The 18,838-nt window shown below is 44.6% G+C and carries 13 protein-coding genes; 7 read left to right on the top strand and 6 right to left on the bottom strand.

What is annotated here, in order from left to right:
* Window positions 1-8 precede the first annotated feature (8 nt).
* Window positions 9-1,316: an ammonium transporter gene (locus AC57BQ_RS15115; RefSeq protein ID WP_496407081.1), complete on the bottom strand. Its 1,308-nt coding sequence runs from the start codon at window positions 1,314-1,316 to the stop codon at window positions 9-11.
* Window positions 1,317-2,309: 993 nt separating this feature from the next.
* Here AC57BQ_RS15115 and AC57BQ_RS15110 point away from each other — a divergent pair.
* Window positions 2,310-3,149 carry an energy transducer TonB gene (locus AC57BQ_RS15110; protein WP_496407080.1) on the top strand — a complete coding sequence of 280 codons (840 nt, stop codon included), beginning with the start codon at window positions 2,310-2,312 and terminating at the stop codon, window positions 3,147-3,149.
* A 157-nt stretch (window positions 3,150-3,306) separates the two neighbouring features.
* Window positions 3,307-4,539 (top strand): redoxin family protein, encoded by a 1,233-nt coding sequence (locus AC57BQ_RS15105; RefSeq protein WP_496407079.1) that lies wholly within the window; start codon window positions 3,307-3,309, stop codon window positions 4,537-4,539.
* Between the two features lie 126 nt (window positions 4,540-4,665).
* Here AC57BQ_RS15105 and AC57BQ_RS15100 read toward each other — a convergent pair whose 3' ends face one another.
* The gene (locus tag AC57BQ_RS15100) at window positions 4,666-5,544 is read right to left on the bottom strand and encodes a LysR substrate-binding domain-containing protein (protein WP_496407078.1); all 879 of its coding nucleotides are present in this window, start codon (window positions 5,542-5,544) and stop codon (window positions 4,666-4,668) included.
* Between the two features lie 68 nt (window positions 5,545-5,612).
* On the opposite strand from AC57BQ_RS15100, the gene AC57BQ_RS15095 reads away from it, so the two are divergent.
* The 3 genes from AC57BQ_RS15095 to AC57BQ_RS15085 all read left to right on the top strand — a co-directional run bounded on the left by AC57BQ_RS15095 (window position 5,613) and on the right by AC57BQ_RS15085 (window position 8,845).
* Window positions 5,613-7,067 carry a pyridoxal phosphate-dependent decarboxylase family protein gene (locus tag AC57BQ_RS15095; RefSeq protein WP_496407077.1) on the top strand — a complete coding sequence of 485 codons (1,455 nt, stop codon included), beginning with the start codon at window positions 5,613-5,615 and terminating at the stop codon, window positions 7,065-7,067.
* 271 nt (window positions 7,068-7,338) lie between these two features.
* Window positions 7,339-8,196, top strand: a complete 858-nt coding sequence (locus AC57BQ_RS15090) for a helix-turn-helix transcriptional regulator (protein ID WP_496407076.1) — start codon at window positions 7,339-7,341, stop codon at window positions 8,194-8,196.
* 58 nt (window positions 8,197-8,254) lie between these two features.
* Window positions 8,255-8,845 (top strand): cysteine hydrolase family protein, encoded by a 591-nt coding sequence (locus tag AC57BQ_RS15085; protein ID WP_496407075.1) that lies wholly within the window; start codon window positions 8,255-8,257, stop codon window positions 8,843-8,845.
* 236 nt (window positions 8,846-9,081) lie between these two features.
* Here AC57BQ_RS15085 and AC57BQ_RS15080 read toward each other — a convergent pair whose 3' ends face one another.
* The 4 genes from AC57BQ_RS15080 to AC57BQ_RS15065 form a co-directional block, all read right to left on the bottom strand.
* Window positions 9,082-10,101, bottom strand: a complete 1,020-nt coding sequence (locus tag AC57BQ_RS15080; protein WP_496407074.1) for an LLM class flavin-dependent oxidoreductase — start codon at window positions 10,099-10,101, stop codon at window positions 9,082-9,084.
* Between the two features lie 176 nt (window positions 10,102-10,277).
* On the bottom strand, window positions 10,278-12,971 hold the full coding sequence (locus tag AC57BQ_RS15075) for a GH92 family glycosyl hydrolase (RefSeq protein ID WP_496407073.1): 2,694 nt from the start codon (window positions 12,969-12,971) through the stop codon (window positions 10,278-10,280).
* Between the two features lie 322 nt (window positions 12,972-13,293).
* Window positions 13,294-14,781: a serine hydrolase gene (locus AC57BQ_RS15070; protein ID WP_496407072.1), complete on the bottom strand. Its 1,488-nt coding sequence runs from the start codon at window positions 14,779-14,781 to the stop codon at window positions 13,294-13,296.
* 185 nt (window positions 14,782-14,966) lie between these two features.
* Window positions 14,967-15,395, bottom strand: coding sequence for a VOC family protein (locus AC57BQ_RS15065; protein ID WP_496409479.1), 429 nt, complete (start codon window positions 15,393-15,395; stop codon window positions 14,967-14,969).
* 829 nt (window positions 15,396-16,224) lie between these two features.
* Between AC57BQ_RS15065 and purL the strand changes: the two genes are divergently transcribed.
* Window positions 16,225-18,447, top strand: a complete 2,223-nt coding sequence (purL, locus tag AC57BQ_RS15060; RefSeq protein WP_496407071.1) for a phosphoribosylformylglycinamidine synthase subunit PurL — start codon at window positions 16,225-16,227, stop codon at window positions 18,445-18,447.
* Window positions 18,447-18,836, top strand: coding sequence for an SMU1112c/YaeR family gloxylase I-like metalloprotein (gene gloA2, locus AC57BQ_RS15055; protein WP_496407070.1), 390 nt, complete (start codon window positions 18,447-18,449; stop codon window positions 18,834-18,836). The genes purL and gloA2 overlap by 1 nt, the downstream gene beginning before the upstream one ends.
* Window positions 18,837-18,838: the final 2 nt, after the last annotated feature.

Here is an 18,838-nt window from a genome sequence, read left to right as displayed (position 1 = left end):
TGTGTAGCTTAAAGTTCTTCGTCGTGCTGACTGATGTCAAGACCGGCAAGCTCTTCCTCAGGGCTAACACGTAAGGTGCTGATCATATCTGTGATCTTCAATAATAACAAGGAACCGAAAAATGCGAAGGCCGAAACACCTACCAAAGTAATGAGGTGAACTAAAAATAAATGCGTTTCGCCATAATATAAACCGTTGCCGGTAGTATTGCCCGCGTTTACATTTTGATGCGCGAATACGCCTGTTAATAACATACCCACCATACCGCCTACGCCATGGCAAGGGAATACATCGAGTGTGTCATCAATGCTGGTTGATGTTCTCCAGATCACGACCAGGTTACTTACAACCGCGGCTACAATACCGATGATTAAAGAATGGGGGATGGTTACAAAGCCTGCAGCCGGTGTAATAGCCACAAGACCTACAACTGCGCCTATACAAGCGCCCATAACGCCCGGTTTTTTACCACGCAATATATCAAAAAACATCCAGGCCATAGCTGCAGCTGCCGATGCGGTAGTGGTGGTAGCCAAAGCGGTGGCGGCTAATGTGCCAGAGCCTAAAGCAGAGCCAGCGTTAAAGCCAAACCAGCCGAACCATAATAAACCGGTACCTAATAATACATAGCTGATACGTGCAGGCGCGTGTGCTTTATCGTTACGTTGTTTTAAATATAATGCCGAAGCCAATGCTGCCCAGCCTGCAGACATGTGTACTACTGTACCACCTGCAAAATCCAATACGCCTTTACCAAACAGGAAACCATCCGGGTGCCAGGTAGAGTGCGCCAGTGGAGCATAGATACATATCATGAACAGGCAAAGGAAAATTACATAGGAGTTAAAGCGGATCCGCTCGGCAAAGGCGCCGGTGATGAGGGCCGGGGTGATTACCGCAAATTTTAACTGGAACATAGCAAATAATACCAATGGTATAGTTGGCGCCAGTTTCCAGGTGGCATTACCCAGTGTGCCCTTCATCATAAAAAAGGTACGCGGATCGCCTATAAAGCCGCCAATGGAATCGCCGAAGGCCAGGCTAAAACCAAAGATAACCCATATAACGGTGATCACGCCCATACAAACAAAGCTTTGCAGCATGGTTGATAGTACGTTTTTCTTGCTCACCATACCACCGTAGAAAAAGGCCAGTCCTGGCGTCATGATGAGTACAAGCGCGGTACTTACTAATAGCCAGGCGGTATCGCCACTATCAATTTTGCTGTCTTTTACAGTGGTTAAGGTAACCGAGGGATAAATAAGGGCAAGTACAATTACAATTATAAGTACGCCAAAGGGTATGAATTTTTTCATGTTTCGGGTTTTAGGGAGTTTTAATAAAGTTTATCAATACTGCCTGGTACCCAATCAAAATACCAGGCAGTATTAAAAAATTAATAATATACCCGGCACCCAATCAAAATGCCGGGAGGTATTAAACTAAATTTTTAAAAACAATAAGATCCCGGATGCTTAATCAGAGCAGCGGGATAGCATTGTTTTTTCTGCTACCAAAAAGCGTGAAACGGAAAAAGGATGAGTTTGCGGAAGCGTGACAGCTGACTTGTGCCAAGGCCGCAAGAGAATGTGACATATTTTATCCCTATTGAGAAAAAATTGGGGCTGTGATAAAAACCTTGTAAGGAATGTGCTCCGCGGTGTTGCTGAACATTAATGACCGGTAAGGGTACATTGTTGAGGCTGTACTCGTAATTAAAAGGGTGGTGATTGGGGCTTGCTGTTCTTAAAGAAGCTTTTTTTTCTTCTTTATGGTTGATATGGTATAATCCTCCCCGACCGGATGCGGAAAATCCAGAAAAAAGGAATAAAATTAAGGCAGTAAATTGATAAAGCCTGTTAACCATGTCTAAAAGTAGTAAAAAATTAAAATAAATGCCATTTTTTTATAAATATTTTAACTTTTTGTTTGTTTATGTGATAAATATATAGATAAATGCCATTTTGAATTATGGTTTTAATTAAAAATGTAAAAAAGTATCACTCTTATTGATATTTATGCAGGTGGTTTGTTCGGTATTTTGAAAAATGTAATAATTATGAGTTGCTGTTAGCGCAAAATGTAAAAGGTTTCTCCCTGTTTCTCGTCGAAATGACATTCTTTTTTGATTAAACAATAATGTTTTCAATTGCTAAATACATTCAGCAAAAAGACTTTTTGTTGGAAAAATTAAATTTTACCGGGTTTGGCATAGTGTAATTCGGATGAAAATTATTTTAAAATAATTCTTGTTTTATAAAATATTATATATGTATATTCGTTTTATAAGAAATTTAATTCTGAAAATTATGAGTATTGCCAAATTTGATTTGTACAACGCCGAGTGGCTCGACCTTGTATTTGACCACCGTAACAAAGAATACGGTGCTTATGATCTGAGAAAGAATTATGGCCGCACCATGTCAAGGGCCATGGGGCTTGCCCTTGCCGGCGTTGCCATTTTAGTTGCGGCAAGTATAGTATTCAAACACAAAATAGAACCGGTTACCAAAGTAAATATGACCCCGGTGGATTTGAAAGATATTACAATACAGCCACCTGTAGAAGCTAAACTTAAAAAGCAAGATGCGCCCAAATCTGTTGATCCTCCTGCACCAGCGGTTCCCATAAAACAAACAGCTATACCAACTACAGTACGTCCAGATGATGATCCCCGTACTGTAGATCCGGTGGATATCAGCAAAATAGAAGGTGCCATTGGTCCGGTTACTGTTGATGGACCTGCAAAAGGACCTGAAAATGTACTTAACACAAACACCACTCCCGGTGGGAATGGTACTGCGCCGGCAAATAATGGTATAGTCGATGCCAGAGACGGAGGCCTCGAAGTAATGCCCGAACCAGTTGGCGGTGCGGCAGCCTGGGGGAAATTTTTACAAAAGAACCTTCGTTTTCCGGCGGTTGCACAGGAACAGGGAGTTTCAGGCAGGGTAACATTGAGTTTTATTATTGAGAAAGACGGCTCTTTGTCCAATATCAAAGTAGAGCATGGTGCAGGGTATGGGTTTGATGAAGAGGCCCTGCGCGTGCTCAAACTGGCCAAAGCCTGGAAACCAGGTATCCAGAATGGCCAGCCGGTGCGGGTACGGTATAATATCCCTATCAATTTTCAGCTAAGTGAGCAATAGATAATTTAACGAAAGCTCAGGGTGATGAATCATGGCGCTCAAAAGAGAGGGGTCACCCTGAGCTTCGTCGAAGGGTAGAGCGCAGAGGCTGCCCACCATGCTTCGACGGAGCTCAGCATGACACCCCTTTTTAGAGTTTACATAATAAAACCATTTTATGACCAGACTATCAGGTATCTCTATTTGTGCCTCCTTATTATTATTTATAATGCAGGCAAACGCCCAGGGCGACGGACGGGGTTTGGTTGTCAAGAGTACTGTACGCCGTGTAAACGTAATGCAGGCCAATGCCCAGAGTAACCAACAGGGCTTTGAGATCAAGGGTACTATACAAGGCGTAAACTCGGGTATTGTGCGTATGCTTGCTGTTGGGGGTGGGCTCAATGCAATAGATAGTGCCACTATCACCAACGGAAAATTTATTTTCCGGGGGAAAACTGGCTCATCAGATACGAGGTCGTTTATGATCGTTCCGGGCAATTGGTCATTTCGGGCATTTGTACAAGATACGGTGCTTACGCTTGAAATAGACACCGCGGGCGCCATGCACCAGCGTGCTGGTAATAAAGACTACCCGATGATATGGCAAATCAAAGAAACAGGATCGAAAATAGGGGATGTTTATGCCAGATATGAGGATGAAACAGGCCCGACTTACTTCATATCTCTTTTTAAGCAACTTAACGCGGCCATCGGGGCCTCGGATATTGCTGCTATACGTGCCAAAATGGATTCTGTTCGCCAGGTGATGGTGCCAAAGCAAAAAGCATGGATCGAAAATTATATCCATCAATATCCAACATCAGTGGCCGGGGCTTTCATATTTAAGGAGCTTTATGCGCAAGCATTATCCGGAAGTCCGCAGGGTTATTTACAATCTGTTCTTGCTCAATTTTCAGGAGAGGCAAAAACTTCTGTCTATTATAAGGAGCTGGCAGTTGTCGCAGGCAATTTAAAAAATAACGAAGCCAATAGTGTTGCGCCCGATTTTACGCTGCAAAAAAGGGATAAAACAAAATTCACATTGTCTGCAACACGCGGAAATATTACCATGATAGATTTTTGGGCAAGCTGGTGTGTGCCCTGCAGGGCGGCTATCCCAAACTGGAAAAAAGTTTATGCCAAATACCATCCAAAAGGATTTAGTATCGTAAGTGTATCAATTGATGATTCCTGGAAAAAGTGGCTGCCAGCGCTCGATAAAGAAAAAATGCCGTGGACACAGGTTATTGATGAACGTACTTCGGAACATTCAAAAAGAAAGGTGAGTGAATTATTCCCAAGCCGTACCATCCCTTTTTATGTGTTGCTGGATAAAGAAGGAAAAGTGCTTTTGGCTTCGGGCGATGAGGAAGCCATGCATAAAAAAATAGCAGAAGTGTTACCATAAATTGCCCGTTGATGTATATAGCAATGGGTGATCAAGATAAAGTGGTTGTATAGCGTCTCCGGGGGGACAGAAATCGTTAAATGACCACCGTGGGCAAGCGAATATTTTTCGTTTGCCCTTTTTTTGTTATATACTAAAATTCATCAGCAGATCAATTACCCGGGGCATCTCTGTTTCCAGTTCGGCATGCCAGAGCATGGTGAGTTCGGCCTTTTGGGGTACATCTTTCAGCTCAATATATTTGATAATACCCGGATAGTTGCGCAAGCTCGACATGGGCTCTACGGTAATGCCCAGCCCCGCCTCAACCAGGCGGATGCCGGTACTGGCAAAAGGCGTTTTGTGCACAATGTTGGGTAAAAAACCTGCTTCAATAAAAATAGATTCAACCGTACCCACATAGAGTGACCCTTCTGAGCGCGGCGGCAAAATAAACCGCTCGTTGGCAAACACGCTCAGATCGCTGAAATTTTCCGGACCTACCGGGTGATCGAGCGGCAGCACAATAGCAAAGTTATCCCGCAGCAATACCTTGCTTTTTAAATCATCATTAATAACCGGGTTGGTAGAAAATCCGATATCAATCTCTTTATTCTTCAGATCGATGGCCTGCTGCTTATTGTTTATCTCCAGCAATACCGTATGAATATCGGGCAAGATTTCATTGATGTGCCTGATCATGCCCGGCAAAAAACTTTGCATAACAGAATAAGTATAACCTATCCTTATCTCGCCGGCTTCGCCTTTATGCAGTTGGGCGGTGCGTTTGGCCGCATGATCAAACTGATTTACCAGGCGTTCCATTTCGGCTTTAAAATACCTGCCGGCTGCTGTAAGCTCCACATTGCGCTTGTTACGCTTAAATAATTGGGCGTTTAATGATTCCTCCATTTGTTTGATCTGCCGGCTCAGCGCGGGTTGTGCGATAAAAGATTTGTCAGACGATTTGGTGAAATGCAGCGTTTCGGCCAATACCAGGAAATTCTTGAGCACATTAATATCCATATTTATGCAAATTTGTTATAAGTTGATGAAATATAAGTATTTTTTATTATTAATAGCAAACGCTTCCTTTGTTTAAGAACATAACCACCACCACCATGGAAGATCTGATCACCAAAGCGTATCGACCCGAAACTTTCCGGGCCGAGGCTCACCAATTAGTTGAACTGCTGGCCACCGAACTTGAAAAAGCGCACACCGCCCCTCAAAAAAAAGACACGATAAACTGGGAAAGTCCGGCGGAGCAGCTGGCTTACTGGCAAAATGATTTTAATTCACCTTTAATTGATAATCCCCTGGAACTTTTCCGTTCGGTGATGTCCAGGTCGGTTAATTTACATAGCCGGGGTTATATCGGGCACCAAACCTCAACAACTTTGCCGGTAACTGCTTTAACATCGGCATTGATCTCTTTCTTGAATAATGGCATGGCCGTTTATGAAATGGGGATGGCCGGCAATGCCATGGAGAAAGTAGTAACCGCCTACATGGCTGCCAAATTTGGTTTTGGTGAGGAAGCATCGGGCATTGTTACTTCCGGTGGTACGCTGGGTAACTTGACCGCTTTATTAGCCGCCCGGGCATCTCTGTCCAATGTATTAGGTAAGCCAGAGTATGGGCAGCTGGCCATTATGGTATCCGAAGAAGCGCATTACAGTATTGAGCGAGCCGTACGGATCATGGGGCTACCTCCCGAAAATATTATCAAAATACCGGTTAATGATCGTTTCCAGATGCGCACCGAATTGCTTGAAGATCAGTATCGGGATGCTACTGCAAAAGGTAAAAAGGTATTCTGTATTGTTGGTTGTGCCTGTTCCACCTCTATCGGTGCCTATGATGATCTGGATGCTATTGGTCACTTTGCACAAAAACAAGGTATCTGGTTTCATGTAGATGGCGCGCATGGCGCCCCGGTTATTTTTTCGCCGGTGTATAAGCATCTGCTCGGAGGGATCGAAAAGGCAGATTCGGTGATGGTTGATTTTCATAAAATGATGATGGCACCCTCCTTATCAACAGCTGTGCTGTTTAAATCGGCCAGGCAGGCCGGCAAAACATTCCTGCAAAAAGCCGAGTACCTGTGGCAGGATCAACAAGCCGATGAATGGTATAACTCGGGAAAGCAAACCTTTGAATGCACCAAACCCATGACCATTTTGCATACTTACACTATTATGCGGCTTTATGGCGATAGCCTGTACCAACAGCACATTGATAAACTGTACGGTATGGCCGGTGAATTTGCCCACATGGTACATCAGCATGAAAACTTTGAACTGGCCTGCGAACCCCAAAGCAATATTGTTTGTTTCCGCCTGAAAGCCAGTGCTGACTCTAACGAACTCAACCGTGATGTGTTACAGCGTTTGATAGAAGACGGTCGCTTTTATATAGTAGGCACTACCATTAAAAAGGATTTTTATCTGCGGATAACCCTCATGAACCCGCTTACCCAAAAAGATGATCTGGAACAATTGCTCAGCGTAATTGAGGATCTGGCCATGAGTAACGCGGTGATTTAGAATCAAGATATAAGAGTCAGGAATCAAGAGATAAAAAAATAAAATCACCATGCAGTCGCTCGGCTCCAGCCGAGTGACAACTATTACCCGGCCTCCGGCCGCAGTAAAACAACACCGTATTTAATCCGCAGGCCAGAGGCCTGCGGATAATCGTCACTCGGCAGGAGCCGAATGACTGCGGTGTCTCTTTTATCATCGTTTTGTTACAATTACCCCAAAAGTTAAAAAGATAGCATAACAACACGTAGCTTAGAGTAAATAAGCTATAAAGATGATCCAAATCCCAAAAGACCTGCTTGAGCATCATGTACATATGAGAATGCGGTTTTGCGATATGTACGGTATTGTTATCGACAAAAAGCGGCCTTTCAGCTGTGATGATACCCTGCAAACTATGCATTGCCTCGAGGTGGTTTTAACCGGATCGATCGATGTTTGGTATGGTGGTCATGTACAGCATCTTGCGGCAGGCGATATCCAGTTCAGGAGACGGGGTAATTACCAGATATTTCCGTCTGATGATTATACCAGCATGCTCATTTTTATGGAAAACGAGTTTGTTGATTATTTTTTGGACAGCCACGTACCCGAGTTTAGGCAGGAAAAACTGACCGACGATCTGTCACCCTTCATCTTTAAAACATCCGAATTTATAAAAGCCAACATAGCGCAGGCCATTCAGCATATTGCACATCCGCAGGATTATTCACGCTGTATCGTAAAATTTGTAACGCACCAGATATTGCTTCAGATTTTATCGAGCGATAGCTCCAAAACCTTTGTTTCGTTTTTAAAACACCTGGTTAGCGAAAATAAGGTCGACCTGGCCTACTTTATGGAACAAAACTTTAACCGGCAACTTTCCCTGCAGGATATGGCTAAATTGACCGGACGAAGCGTAAGTGCCTTTAAAAAGGAATTTACCGAGCGCTTTAATACCACACCCGTAAAATGGCAGATCAACCGCAGGCTGGAGTATGCAGCCTATCAGCTCAAAAACTCCAATGACCCGGTATCCACGATAGCTTACAGCAGTGGGTTCGAGAATATTTCGCATTTTTCAAAAGTGTATAAGCAAAAGTTTGGCGCGCCACCCAGCAGCGCGCGTAACGAGCCGGTGTTATTATAACAAACAAATAAAGCCTCACAGCAAAATCCGGCTGCCGGTAAAGCTGCAATTTTGAGGTATGAAAACATTAACAAATACCAACCCGGCGCTGATACTGATTGATATACAGCAGGGTTTTGACAATATCCCGTACTGGGGCGGCGAACGCAACAATCCAAACGCCGAAGCAAATGCCCGTAAACTGCTTGATTACTGGCGCGCAAATAATCTGCCGCTTTTTCACATTCAGCATTGCTCTACCAACCCCAACTCCATGCTGGCCGAAGGTAATCCCGGCAACGCGCACAAAGAAATTGTAAAACCTTTGCCCGGTGAACCGGTGATCAAAAAATCGGTGAACAGTTCGTTTATAGGTACCGATCTGCAACAGCGGCTGGATGCTGTCGGCATTGATACCGTAGTTATAGTAGGGCTCACCACCGAACATTGCGTATCAACCACTGCAAGAATGGCGGGCAATTTTGGATATAACACTTTTGTAGTAGCCGATGCTGTTGCTTCCTTTGCCAAAACAGGAATCAAAGGCGAACATTACGATGCAGAAATCATTCACCTAACCGCGCTGGCACAGATAAACGAAGAGTTTGCAACCGTATTGAATACCGACGAGGTAATCAACGCTTTAAAAAAAAACGATGATTTTCTTTAGCAAGTTTATGAGGAAACTTTTAGCGCCTTATCTGCCCGTTTCGCAGGTGCTTGCGGTAATGAAGTAAGGGGGAGAGAAGTCAAGATATAAGAATCAAGAATCAGGGATAAAAATATGTCATTGCGAACGGAGTGAAGCAATCTCCTCGCGTTTATGATATACGAGGAGATTGCTTCGTCGTTCCTCCTCGCAATGACATGATGTATAAGTGGTATGTAGAAAATATATCCTTAGCCTTACTTGGAATTCACCAACGGTATCACTTTTTTCCCAATCAGTTCAATAGAACTCATTAATTGGGCATGTGTTAAACCTGCATTATCCATTTGGAAAGTAAAACGATCCACGCCACCCAGTGCTTCACTGTGGCGCAATAGTTTTTCAGCTACCTGTTCTGGTCCGCCTACAACTAATACACCTTTTGGTGCTACTAACGTATCAAACTGAGTTTTGGTCACTGGTGGCCAGCCACGTTCCCGACCTAATTTGGTCCAGAGCTCCGCATAACCCGGATAGTAATCGGTAACGGCCTGTTCATTGGTCGCGGCCACATAGCCCGGCGAATGTAGTCCCACCTTTAACTGATCGGGGGTAAAACCTGCTCTTTTACCGGCTTCGCGATACAGATCTATCAGGGGCTTGAACCTGTGTGTTTCGCCACCTATCACGGCTACCATTAGGGGTAATCCCAATGTACCGGCACGTGCGAATGATTCCGGCGTACCACCAACACCCAGCCAAATGGGTAGTTTTTCCTGTAAGGCTCTTGGATATACGGGCCTGTTGTTTAAAGGCGCACGGAATTTACCAGACCAGGTCACAAATTCATTGTCACGAACCTTCAGTAATAAGTCCAGCTTTTCTTTAAATAGCGCGTCGTAATCGTCCAGATTAAAACCAAACAGGGGATAGGCCTCAATAGATGATCCCCGGCCAACAACCATTTCTGCACGGCCTTTAGATATGAGGTCTAAAGTGGCAAAACTCTGGTATACCCGTACCGGATCGGCAGCACTGAGCACCGTTACCGCGCTGGTTAGTTTGATACGTTTGGTTCGCGCCGCGGCAGCAGCCAGGATCACCGCTGTTGCCGAATCCAGGAACTCCTTTTTATGATGTTCGCCGATACCGAAAACATCCAGACCAACCTCATCGGCAAATGCAATACGGTCCAGCAATTGTTCCATGGCATCCACACTGCTCAATTCCTTACTGCCGTACATCGCCGAAGCGAAGCTGTCTATTCCTATTTCCATCTTGTTATTTCTAATAAATGTTTAAACATCTAATTCAAAGATCGGAACAAACTTTCGTCTAAGCAAATGCTGCGTCGTTATTGACATGTTGTTGACTTAGCTTATGGTTGGGTTATCGCCCTATTGCCAAAACAACAAACAGACTGACAGGCTTTTTATATGTTATTGAGTTTAAATTATTTAATCCCCCACTGTTTATTGGGTTGAGGGCCGAGCCATAAAACAAGTTCGCCGCCTTTGGCAAAATCAGCATGTTTAAACCAGAAATGGCTTAACGGTTTGCCGTTTAATGTTGCTTTTTGGATATACATATTACGGGCCGAGTTATTATGGGTTTTGATCACAAACTGCTTACCGGTGTAGTAACGCTGATCGAGTTTGATGGTTACCTCATCAAAAACAGGACTGGTAATATCATAAACAGGATCTTTGGTCACATTGCCCTGCAGGTTAAACAAGCCAATGGACATTAAAGCGCTTACGCCGCCCATTTGCCCCTGGTCTTCATCAGAACCTCCATAACCCAGGTCGGGCGATACCCCGCCGTAGGCCTGCTCCTGAACCTTGCGCACCCAGTATTGGGTAAGCCATGGTTTGCCCGCATAGTTAAATACATGCGCGTCTGAACAGCCGGGCTGATTGGCATAACTGATGTAACCCCTGCCGTAATCATAAACAAAATCGCTTTCCTGTGATTGCTCAAAGGCGTAATTGAGCTTGCTGCACAGTACATCCCGGCCGCCCATTAATTTGGCCAAACCATCAATATCATGTGAAATACCCCAGGTTGCCTGCCAGGCGTTGGCCTCTATCCAGCCCTGCCCGCTTAGGGCATCGGTATGTATGAATTGACCGGCTTTGTTTTTGGGGAACAGCAGTTTTTGTTTAGGCTCAAACAATGCTTTCCATCCTGATGACCGTTTCATGAAAAAGTTATAGTCGGCCTGGCGGTTAAGTTTAGCGGCCATTTGCGCGGCGGCATAATCCTGGAAAGCCGCTTCGATGGTTATTCCGGCATTATCGGGCCAGTAAGCCTTTTCGGTATAAAACTCAATATCCTCTTTACTGCCAAGTACCCCGCCGGGCAAATGGTTGCGGCGGATAACATCAAAGGCATGGTCGGCATCTGTTTTTTTGAGTAAACCTTTTTGATAGGTACTTACAATAAGGTTGGTGGCCGGGCAGCTGGTCATAATAAAAGTATCGCCGCCGCCAACGGGGCCGCGCGGCAGCAGCCCGCCATCATCAGCAAACTGTATCATAAAGGCCGACATATCATCCTGCACTTCGGGCCATCCCAGGCCCCAAAGTACGTTCAGGTTCCATTGGGTAAGCCAAAACGCGTCTGAATTATACATGCCGAATTTGGGTTTGCCATCGGCGTTTTTGGGCAGGGTTTTTATCTTAAATGAACCATCTGTCGCCTTGGCTTCGGAAGGCCCGCTGCGGTCGGCATAATCACCGGAAACATCATTGTTGAGGTGACGACCCAGCAGCACATGCCACAAATTGGTATAGAATTTTTTACGCTGATCTGCAGTGCCGCCCTTTACATCTATTTTGCCCAGCCAGCTGTTCCATTCCCGGCGCGAGTCGCTCCTTACCGAGTTGAAATCCCAGCCGGCACATTCCCGCTTTAAATTATTACGGGCATTCTCCACACTGGTGTAGGAAATAGCTATCTTCATTTGCAGCTGTTCGCCTGCTTTCACTTCATATTGTGGTGCCACACCCGCGTTATCGCCTTTGATCTCTTTAATATCGTTGAATTGTTTTTTGCCGTCCCAGCCATTCAGGGTTTTAAACGGTTTATCAAACTCCACCACAAAAAATACTTTCACATCTTTAGGACCGCCCCACAAACGTCCCACATCGCTAAATGAACCTTCGTAAGATGCGCTGCCGGTTTGTTTAACCTCGGCGTGGGTCATGGTGGTGCCGCCAATGTAGCCACCCAGGTTGGTAATTACCTGGGCATTCATGTTTTGCGTATAGGTAAAGCGGTAAAAGCTCACCCGGTTTGTGCTGGTTTGCTCAACCCAGGTGTGGTGGTCGCGCAGAAAGTTTCGCTGGTACCCGGGTTGTACAATTTCATCATCATGACTATACAGCGATTGCCAGGCGGTTTCGCCATTGGTGGGATCTACACCGGCGGGAGTGGGCATAATTTCGAGCCCCGAGAGGCTCCAGTCGTGGATTTGCCCGTAGCCCAATATATGATCTTCGTTGTAAACATAACCGCCGCCCCATTGGTTTTTGTTGCGGGTATGCGGCGCGGCGCTGATCATCCCAAAGGGACGGCAACCTGTTATAAAAAAGAAATAACGGCCCCGGTTGGTTTCAATATAAGGGTCGACCCATGATACGTAGTCGTTGAATTGTTCGGGCGCGCTGAATACCTCAATTTCCGAAAAGCCAAGGTTTTTGCCGTCGCCATCGGTGGCTACAAATTTTACCCATTTTATTTTCCGGGGACTAAAAGTAACCGATTTCGCCATACCATTATTCGGGATCTGATCAACCCAAACCACCGATCCATCGCTGAACACGAGTTTACCGCTTGCTATGTATTCGTTACGACAGGGGCGGTCGTACAACACAATACGGTTCACCAGTTTAGTATCTTTCCAGCTGAGCTGGATCCAGGGAAACTTAATATACCCCCAAAAGGCGGTTTCGCCCAGGCAAGCCCATTCCCCTTTATCTTCAATACCAATAATGCCATCAGTAACATTAGCCGGACTATAGTCCTTACTGAAAGTTGAAGAAGCGGTTACGGTAGCCTGCGGCGCTATATTATCAGCTTCGGCTTTAGCGCTAAAACACCAAAGAGCCAGTAATACCGAAAAGAGTAAGGACTTAAAATTCATACCGGGAAACGATTAATAATTGATACAAATAAACCTGGATCAGAAATATTTGTTGATATGTACAAACATATTATAATTAATTTGAAAATTCAAAGTGACTGGAGAATAGTAAGGACTACAGGCAACATATTACAGTTTGCAAAACTTTAATTGTTTGTAGGTTGTCATGCTGAGCGCCGTCGAAGCATGGTGGGCAGGCCTCTGCACGCGAGTCTTCGACGGGGCTCAGACTGACAGGCCTTTTTTTTCGTCCCTTCAGGGTCTGTAGTCCCCCACAGGGTCCCTTTCAGGAGACCCTGCGGGGGACAAAACGAACAATCAACTATTCTTTTTCTAATTTCTTTAAATGCTCCACAGCATTACTGCTTTGGGGATTAAGTTCAAGCGCACGTTTATAGTTTTTGATAGCCAAAATCTTGTTGCCCGTATTTTCATAGGTTTCGGCCAGACTATCATAGGTATTTGAACTTGCAGGGTACAGATTTACATTTAATTTAAATAGTTCCAGCGCCTTTTCCTTTTGGCCCTTGTTCAGGAATTTATAACCCAATACGTTCATCTCGTCTTCTGTTAATTTAAACGAATGATCATATTTCTTTAAATTATCTGCTATTTTAATTGCATTTTGAAACCCGTATTTGTTTAAAGTATCAAGCAGGGTATTTGCATCGGCAGAAAAGCCAAAGCCTTCTTTTGAACGCTGGGCCGCGGTAAAATAAAGCTCATTATAAATGGTTTCGGCCATATCAGATATCCTGTCCTGGGCTTGGTTGTCGCTCTCATTAGTAAGTATTACAATGCCGAAGTTTCTTTCAGGGTACAGATCAATTAAACAGGAATGGCCACCTGTGCCTCCCGATTCCCATATATCCCTTTTACCATCAAAATGTGTTCTGGTAAACCAAACCAAACCAACAGCTGTACTTTCGGGCTTGCCCCAGGTGGGTTTATGGCTCATGGTGACCACCGCGTTTTTCTCTTCCAACTGATACTTCATATACACCAGCATATCTGCCAGTGATGATTTTAGTCCGGCCGCGCTTCCGGCGTCTTTCGGAATTTCGGGCATTAATACCCCTTTTTCGTTATAGCCCCTGGCGTAAAGGGCTTGTTTAGCTGCGGGTACGGTAAAAAAAGTACTTCCCATTTTCAATGGCCCTGTTATGTATTTTGCCAGGAGGGCATCATAGCTTGTGCCATAAATATTTTCGAGCAAAAGCCCTAATAATTGGGCTGCCGTGTTGGAGTGTGCCGAGTTTGATCCGGGTTCTTGACTCAGCTTTACGTTATGAAGCTCCGTTAAAAACTGGTTTCGCGTAAAGGCATCATAAAATTTTTTGTTCTCAAAAGTTTGCGGATCGGGACTCGTGATTTTAGATGCGGGCAATTTTTCAGGAAGATTATCCGGCAACCCCGAGGTTAAATTAGCTAAGTGCACCAGTTGGATAGGTTTGCCGTTATACTGCAGGTTAGGATAATTTCCTTTAAGATATTTACGGATATCATCGCTTAAACTAACCTTTTTTTCAATTACGGCTTGTGCCAGCAACAAGCTGAAAAATGTTTTGGTAACCGATCCTATTTCGTAAATAGTTTGATCGGTAGGGGTATCGTTTATATTTTTCTGTGTGCTGCCGAAATGGTATCGATAAGCCTGGTTGTTTTTAATGATGCCAACAGAAAATCCAACGCGCGGTCCGCTTGCCATAAAAGTGCTTGCCGCATGCCGTACCGTAGAATCAATGTTTTGAGCACTTACCTGGTTATAGGTGTAAGTAAAGAGGATAGATAATAAGAATAATTTCTTCATGCCTTATTGCAGTAAAATGCATGCCAAAATTATAATTAATTCATAGCCAGTATAGTGTTACCGGTAAATTAAATGCATTGTGATGAAACCGGACACTTATAGTTCGCTTTTAGGCATATGGTTTAAAGTAAAACCGATGTAGCGCTACGGTGATAACACCTGTCACGAGCCAAAATATCCGTTACTTATTTATTACTGAGTTCTTCTGCCAAACCGATCAGAAGTCCTTCTGCTCCGCGAATGTAACAGAGCTTATACGAGTTCTCGTACTGAACTACTTCGCCAACGAGTTGGGCGCCATGCTTGATGAGCCTGGATACCAGCTCGTCAATATCCTCAACGGTAAACATAGCGCGTAAATAACCAAGAGCGTTCACAGGAGCAGCCCGGTGATCTGCGATAGTAGGCGGGGTGAGAAATTTCGAAATCTCGAGCCGGCTGTGACCATCGGGGGTAACCATCATAGCGATCTCTACTTGCTGAGTGCCCAGTCCGGTAACGCGACCAGCCCATTCTCCTTCCACCGTGGCCCGCCCTTCGAGCTTTAGGCCCACCTCCGTGAAAAAAGAGATAGCATTATCGAGGGATTCTACAACGATGCCGATGTTGTCCATTCGCAGTAATTTACTTTTTGCCATAGTCTTATTTATTAAAAGGCGTAATTTCTATAGTATTGATAAAGCGTTACCTAAAACAAATATAGTGGTATAGTGATAACACCGACCACAGGCTGAATATACTATTTACTATGATGATTTTGATAGGGGCAAATTAGTGCCCTATAAAAAATGGCATCAACATCCATTTTTAGCGCAAGTCTTGTGTGGTTGCTGGTGGGGTGATGACTTGTGCTTGTATACCATGCAGGCGAGGTCACAAGTCAGCCTTTACCCTAACCTATCACACAAGACTTGCGCCAATGGAGGGAGGAAGGGGTTTCTACAGCACACAAGTTTAAATCCGGTCCATAACCCATTGCAGTTCCCAAACATTTTTTATATATTTAATTAAGCCAATTCGGCATTCTGCCCTGTTTGAAAAACATAATTACGTCCTTCAAAAACAGGAACAAAAATCAACCGTTTGGTATGTAGTTATTTGAATGTCAATTATTTAATACTTTTTAAAGTTTAAAAACCCGTCAATAATTTGTTAAAAAGTGTTAAAATCGATGGTTTTGATCAAGTTTTGAATAGTTTTTGATCGCTTTTCGCCCCAATTCTGAGCAGAAAAGTGTTAAAATTATTGGTTTAAGAAGTTTCTGTAGTTTGAATTTTATAAGTTTGGTTTTCAGGTGATGAAAATAGGCTAACCATTCCGGCACCCGAACCTCGCAACCCACAACCCGACCCTGATAGGAGTCAAAAGCTTTCGCCTTTTGCCTTTCAGCTTTCGCCGTTTTTTCCTACTTTTGCGCATCCTTTCAAATAAAACAATAGTACATTGGAGCACCAGGAATTAACCACCGTTGAAACCGCCAAAGATTTAGGCTTATTACCCGAAGAATTTGAACGTATAAAAGAGATATTAGGGCGAGTTCCCAATTTTACCGAGCTTTCTATTTTTTCGGTCATGTGGAGCGAGCACTGTTCCTATAAAAATTCCATCACCTGGCTAAAAACTTTGCCTAAGGATAGTCCGCGTATGCTGGCTAAGGCGGGTGAAGAAAATGCCGGTCTGGTTGACTTGGGCGATGGCATCGGCTGCGCTTTCAAGATCGAGTCGCATAACCACCCATCGGCTTTGGAGCCTTATCAAGGCGCCGCAACCGGCGTAGGCGGTATCAACCGTGATATTTTTACCATGGGCGCACGTCCTATCGCACAGCTCAACTCCCTGCGTTTCGGCGACCTTACCTTGGATAAAACCAAATGGTTAGTAAAAGGTGTAGTAAAAGGTATCAGTCATTACGGTAATGCCTTTGGGATCCCAACTGTAGGTGGCGAGCTGTTTTTTGACGATTGTTATAATGTAAATCCGCTGGTTAACGCCATGTCGGCAGGGATTGTAAAAGCGGGCGAAACCGTTTCGGCAACCTCCTACGGCGTAGGTAACCCGGTATATATAGTAGGTTCTGCAACCGGTAAAGACGGTATCCACGGCGCGGCTTTCGCATCTAAAGATATCACCGCCGATTCTGTGAATGATCTTCCTGCCGTACAGGTAGGCGACCCTTTCCAGGAAAAACTGTTGCTGGAAGCTACATTAGAAGTAATTAAAACCGGTGCCGTAGTAGGTATGCAGGATATGGGCGCTGCCGGTATCATCTGCTCCAACTCCGAAATGAGCGCTAAAGGCGAACATGGTATGCGTATCGATCTGGATAAAGTACCAACCCGCCAGGATCATATGAAGCCTTACGAAATTTTGCTGTCCGAATCACAGGAGCGTATGCTGATTGTGGTTTATAAAGGCCGCGAAAAAGAAGTAGAGGCTGTTTTTGACAAATGGGATCTGAACTGCGCTGTAATAGGCGAAGTAACCGATACCAGACGTTTAGAATACTTCATGAACGGCGAATTGGTTGCCGATGTACCTGCAGACGACTTAGTTTTAGGCGGCGGTGCACCTGTTTATGAACGCGAATACCGAGAGCCTGCTTACTTTGCCGAAAATCAGAAATTCAACATCGATGATGTTAAAGAACCTGAAAACCTGGTTGAAGTAGCCGAACATTTGGCCTCACACCCCAACCTGGCTTCCAAACGTTGGGTAACCGACCAGTACGATAGCATGGTAGGTGTACAAACCATGACTGCCAACCTGGCCTGCGATGCAGCTGTAGTAGCGGTTAAGGATACCGATAAAGCTATTGTATTAACAACAGATTGCAACTCGCGCTATGTTTATGCCGACCCTTATAAAGGTACTGCCATTGCTGTTGCCGAAGCTGCACGTAATATTACCTGTGCGGGTGGCGAGCCGGTAGCTATCACCAACTGCTTAAACTTTGGTAATCCTTACAATCCCGAGGTTTACTGGCAGTTTGTAAGCGCTATAAAAGGTATGGGCGATGCCTGCCGCAAGTTCGAAACCCCGGTTACCGGTGGTAACGTGAGCTTTTATAACCAGTCGGCAGATGGTGGTTCGGTATTCCCGACACCAACTATTGGCATGCTGGGTGTAATGGACGATGTAGAAAACATCATGACCGCCGACTTTAAACAACCCGGCGACCTGATCTACCTGATCGGCGAATCGGTTAATGATATCGCGTCATCACAGTACCTGGCTTCATGGCACAAAATATTAAAAGCACCTGCACCTTATTTTGATATCGATCAGGAATATGAGATGCAACAAACCGTAAAAGGGCTTATCAAACACCGGGTGATCGAATCGGCACATGATGTGGCTGATGGTGGTTTATATATCGCGCTGCTGGAGTCGTCTATGCCAAACGGTTTAGGTTTTGACATCGAAACAGATGATGAGATCCGTAAGGATGCATTCCTGTTTGGTGAGGCACAAGGCAGGGTAGTGGTAACCGTAGCACCAGAAGAGCAGGAACGTTTTATTGAGTTTATGGCTACCAGCGATGTGGAATTCAGCTTACTGGGTACCGTAAACAATGGTTTCCTGAATGTTGACGAAGTACCATTCGGTCATGTTACCGACCTGAAAATGGTTCACAGCAACGTATTACACACCATACTAGGCGAATAATGCTGAAGCTGAACCGGGTACATCATATCGCCATTATTTGTTCCGATTACCAAAAGTCGAAGCATTTTTATAGCGAGATACTGGGTTTAAAAATATTGTTAGAGGTTTATCGCGAAGAGCGGCAATCCTATAAACTCGATCTGGAAGTGGGCAACCAGTACCAGATCGAGCTTTTCTCTTTCCCGGAGCCGCCTGCCCGACCATCACGCCCGGAAGCTGCTGGTTTGCGCCATTTAGCTTTTGAGGTTGATGATATTGATGAAGTAGTTAATTCCTTGCAAAGCAGTGGTGTAATTACAGAGCCTATCCGCATTGATGAATTTACCGGCAAACGCTTTACCTTTTTTGCCGATCCGGATGGTTTACCGCTGGAACTTTACGAAAGATAAAA

The sequence above is a fragment of the Mucilaginibacter sp. BGA-UO-ETr-C110 genome (genome assembly GCF_059567985.1).
This window is presented reverse-complemented; position numbering and strand designations above follow the sequence as displayed.

Coding starts and splice junctions, on each gene's coding strand:
- AC57BQ_RS15115 (WP_496407081.1), bottom strand. CDS start 1,316: ATGAAAAAATTCATACCCTTTGGCGTACTTATAATTGTAATTGTACTT.
- AC57BQ_RS15110 (WP_496407080.1), top strand. CDS start 2,310: ATGAGTATTGCCAAATTTGATTTGTACAACGCCGAGTGGCTCGACCTT.
- AC57BQ_RS15105 (WP_496407079.1), top strand. CDS start 3,307: ATGACCAGACTATCAGGTATCTCTATTTGTGCCTCCTTATTATTATTT.
- AC57BQ_RS15100 (WP_496407078.1), bottom strand. CDS start 5,544: ATGGATATTAATGTGCTCAAGAATTTCCTGGTATTGGCCGAAACGCTG.
- AC57BQ_RS15090 (WP_496407076.1), top strand. CDS start 7,339: ATGATCCAAATCCCAAAAGACCTGCTTGAGCATCATGTACATATGAGA.
- AC57BQ_RS15085 (WP_496407075.1), top strand. CDS start 8,255: ATGAAAACATTAACAAATACCAACCCGGCGCTGATACTGATTGATATA.
- AC57BQ_RS15080 (WP_496407074.1), bottom strand. CDS start 10,101: ATGGAAATAGGAATAGACAGCTTCGCTTCGGCGATGTACGGCAGTAAG.
- AC57BQ_RS15075 (WP_496407073.1), bottom strand. CDS start 12,971: ATGAATTTTAAGTCCTTACTCTTTTCGGTATTACTGGCTCTTTGGTGT.
- AC57BQ_RS15070 (WP_496407072.1), bottom strand. CDS start 14,781: ATGAAGAAATTATTCTTATTATCTATCCTCTTTACTTACACCTATAAC.
- AC57BQ_RS15065 (WP_496409479.1), bottom strand. CDS start 15,395: ATGGACAACATCGGCATCGTTGTAGAATCCCTCGATAATGCTATCTCT.
- gloA2 (WP_496407070.1), top strand. CDS start 18,447: ATGCTGAAGCTGAACCGGGTACATCATATCGCCATTATTTGTTCCGAT.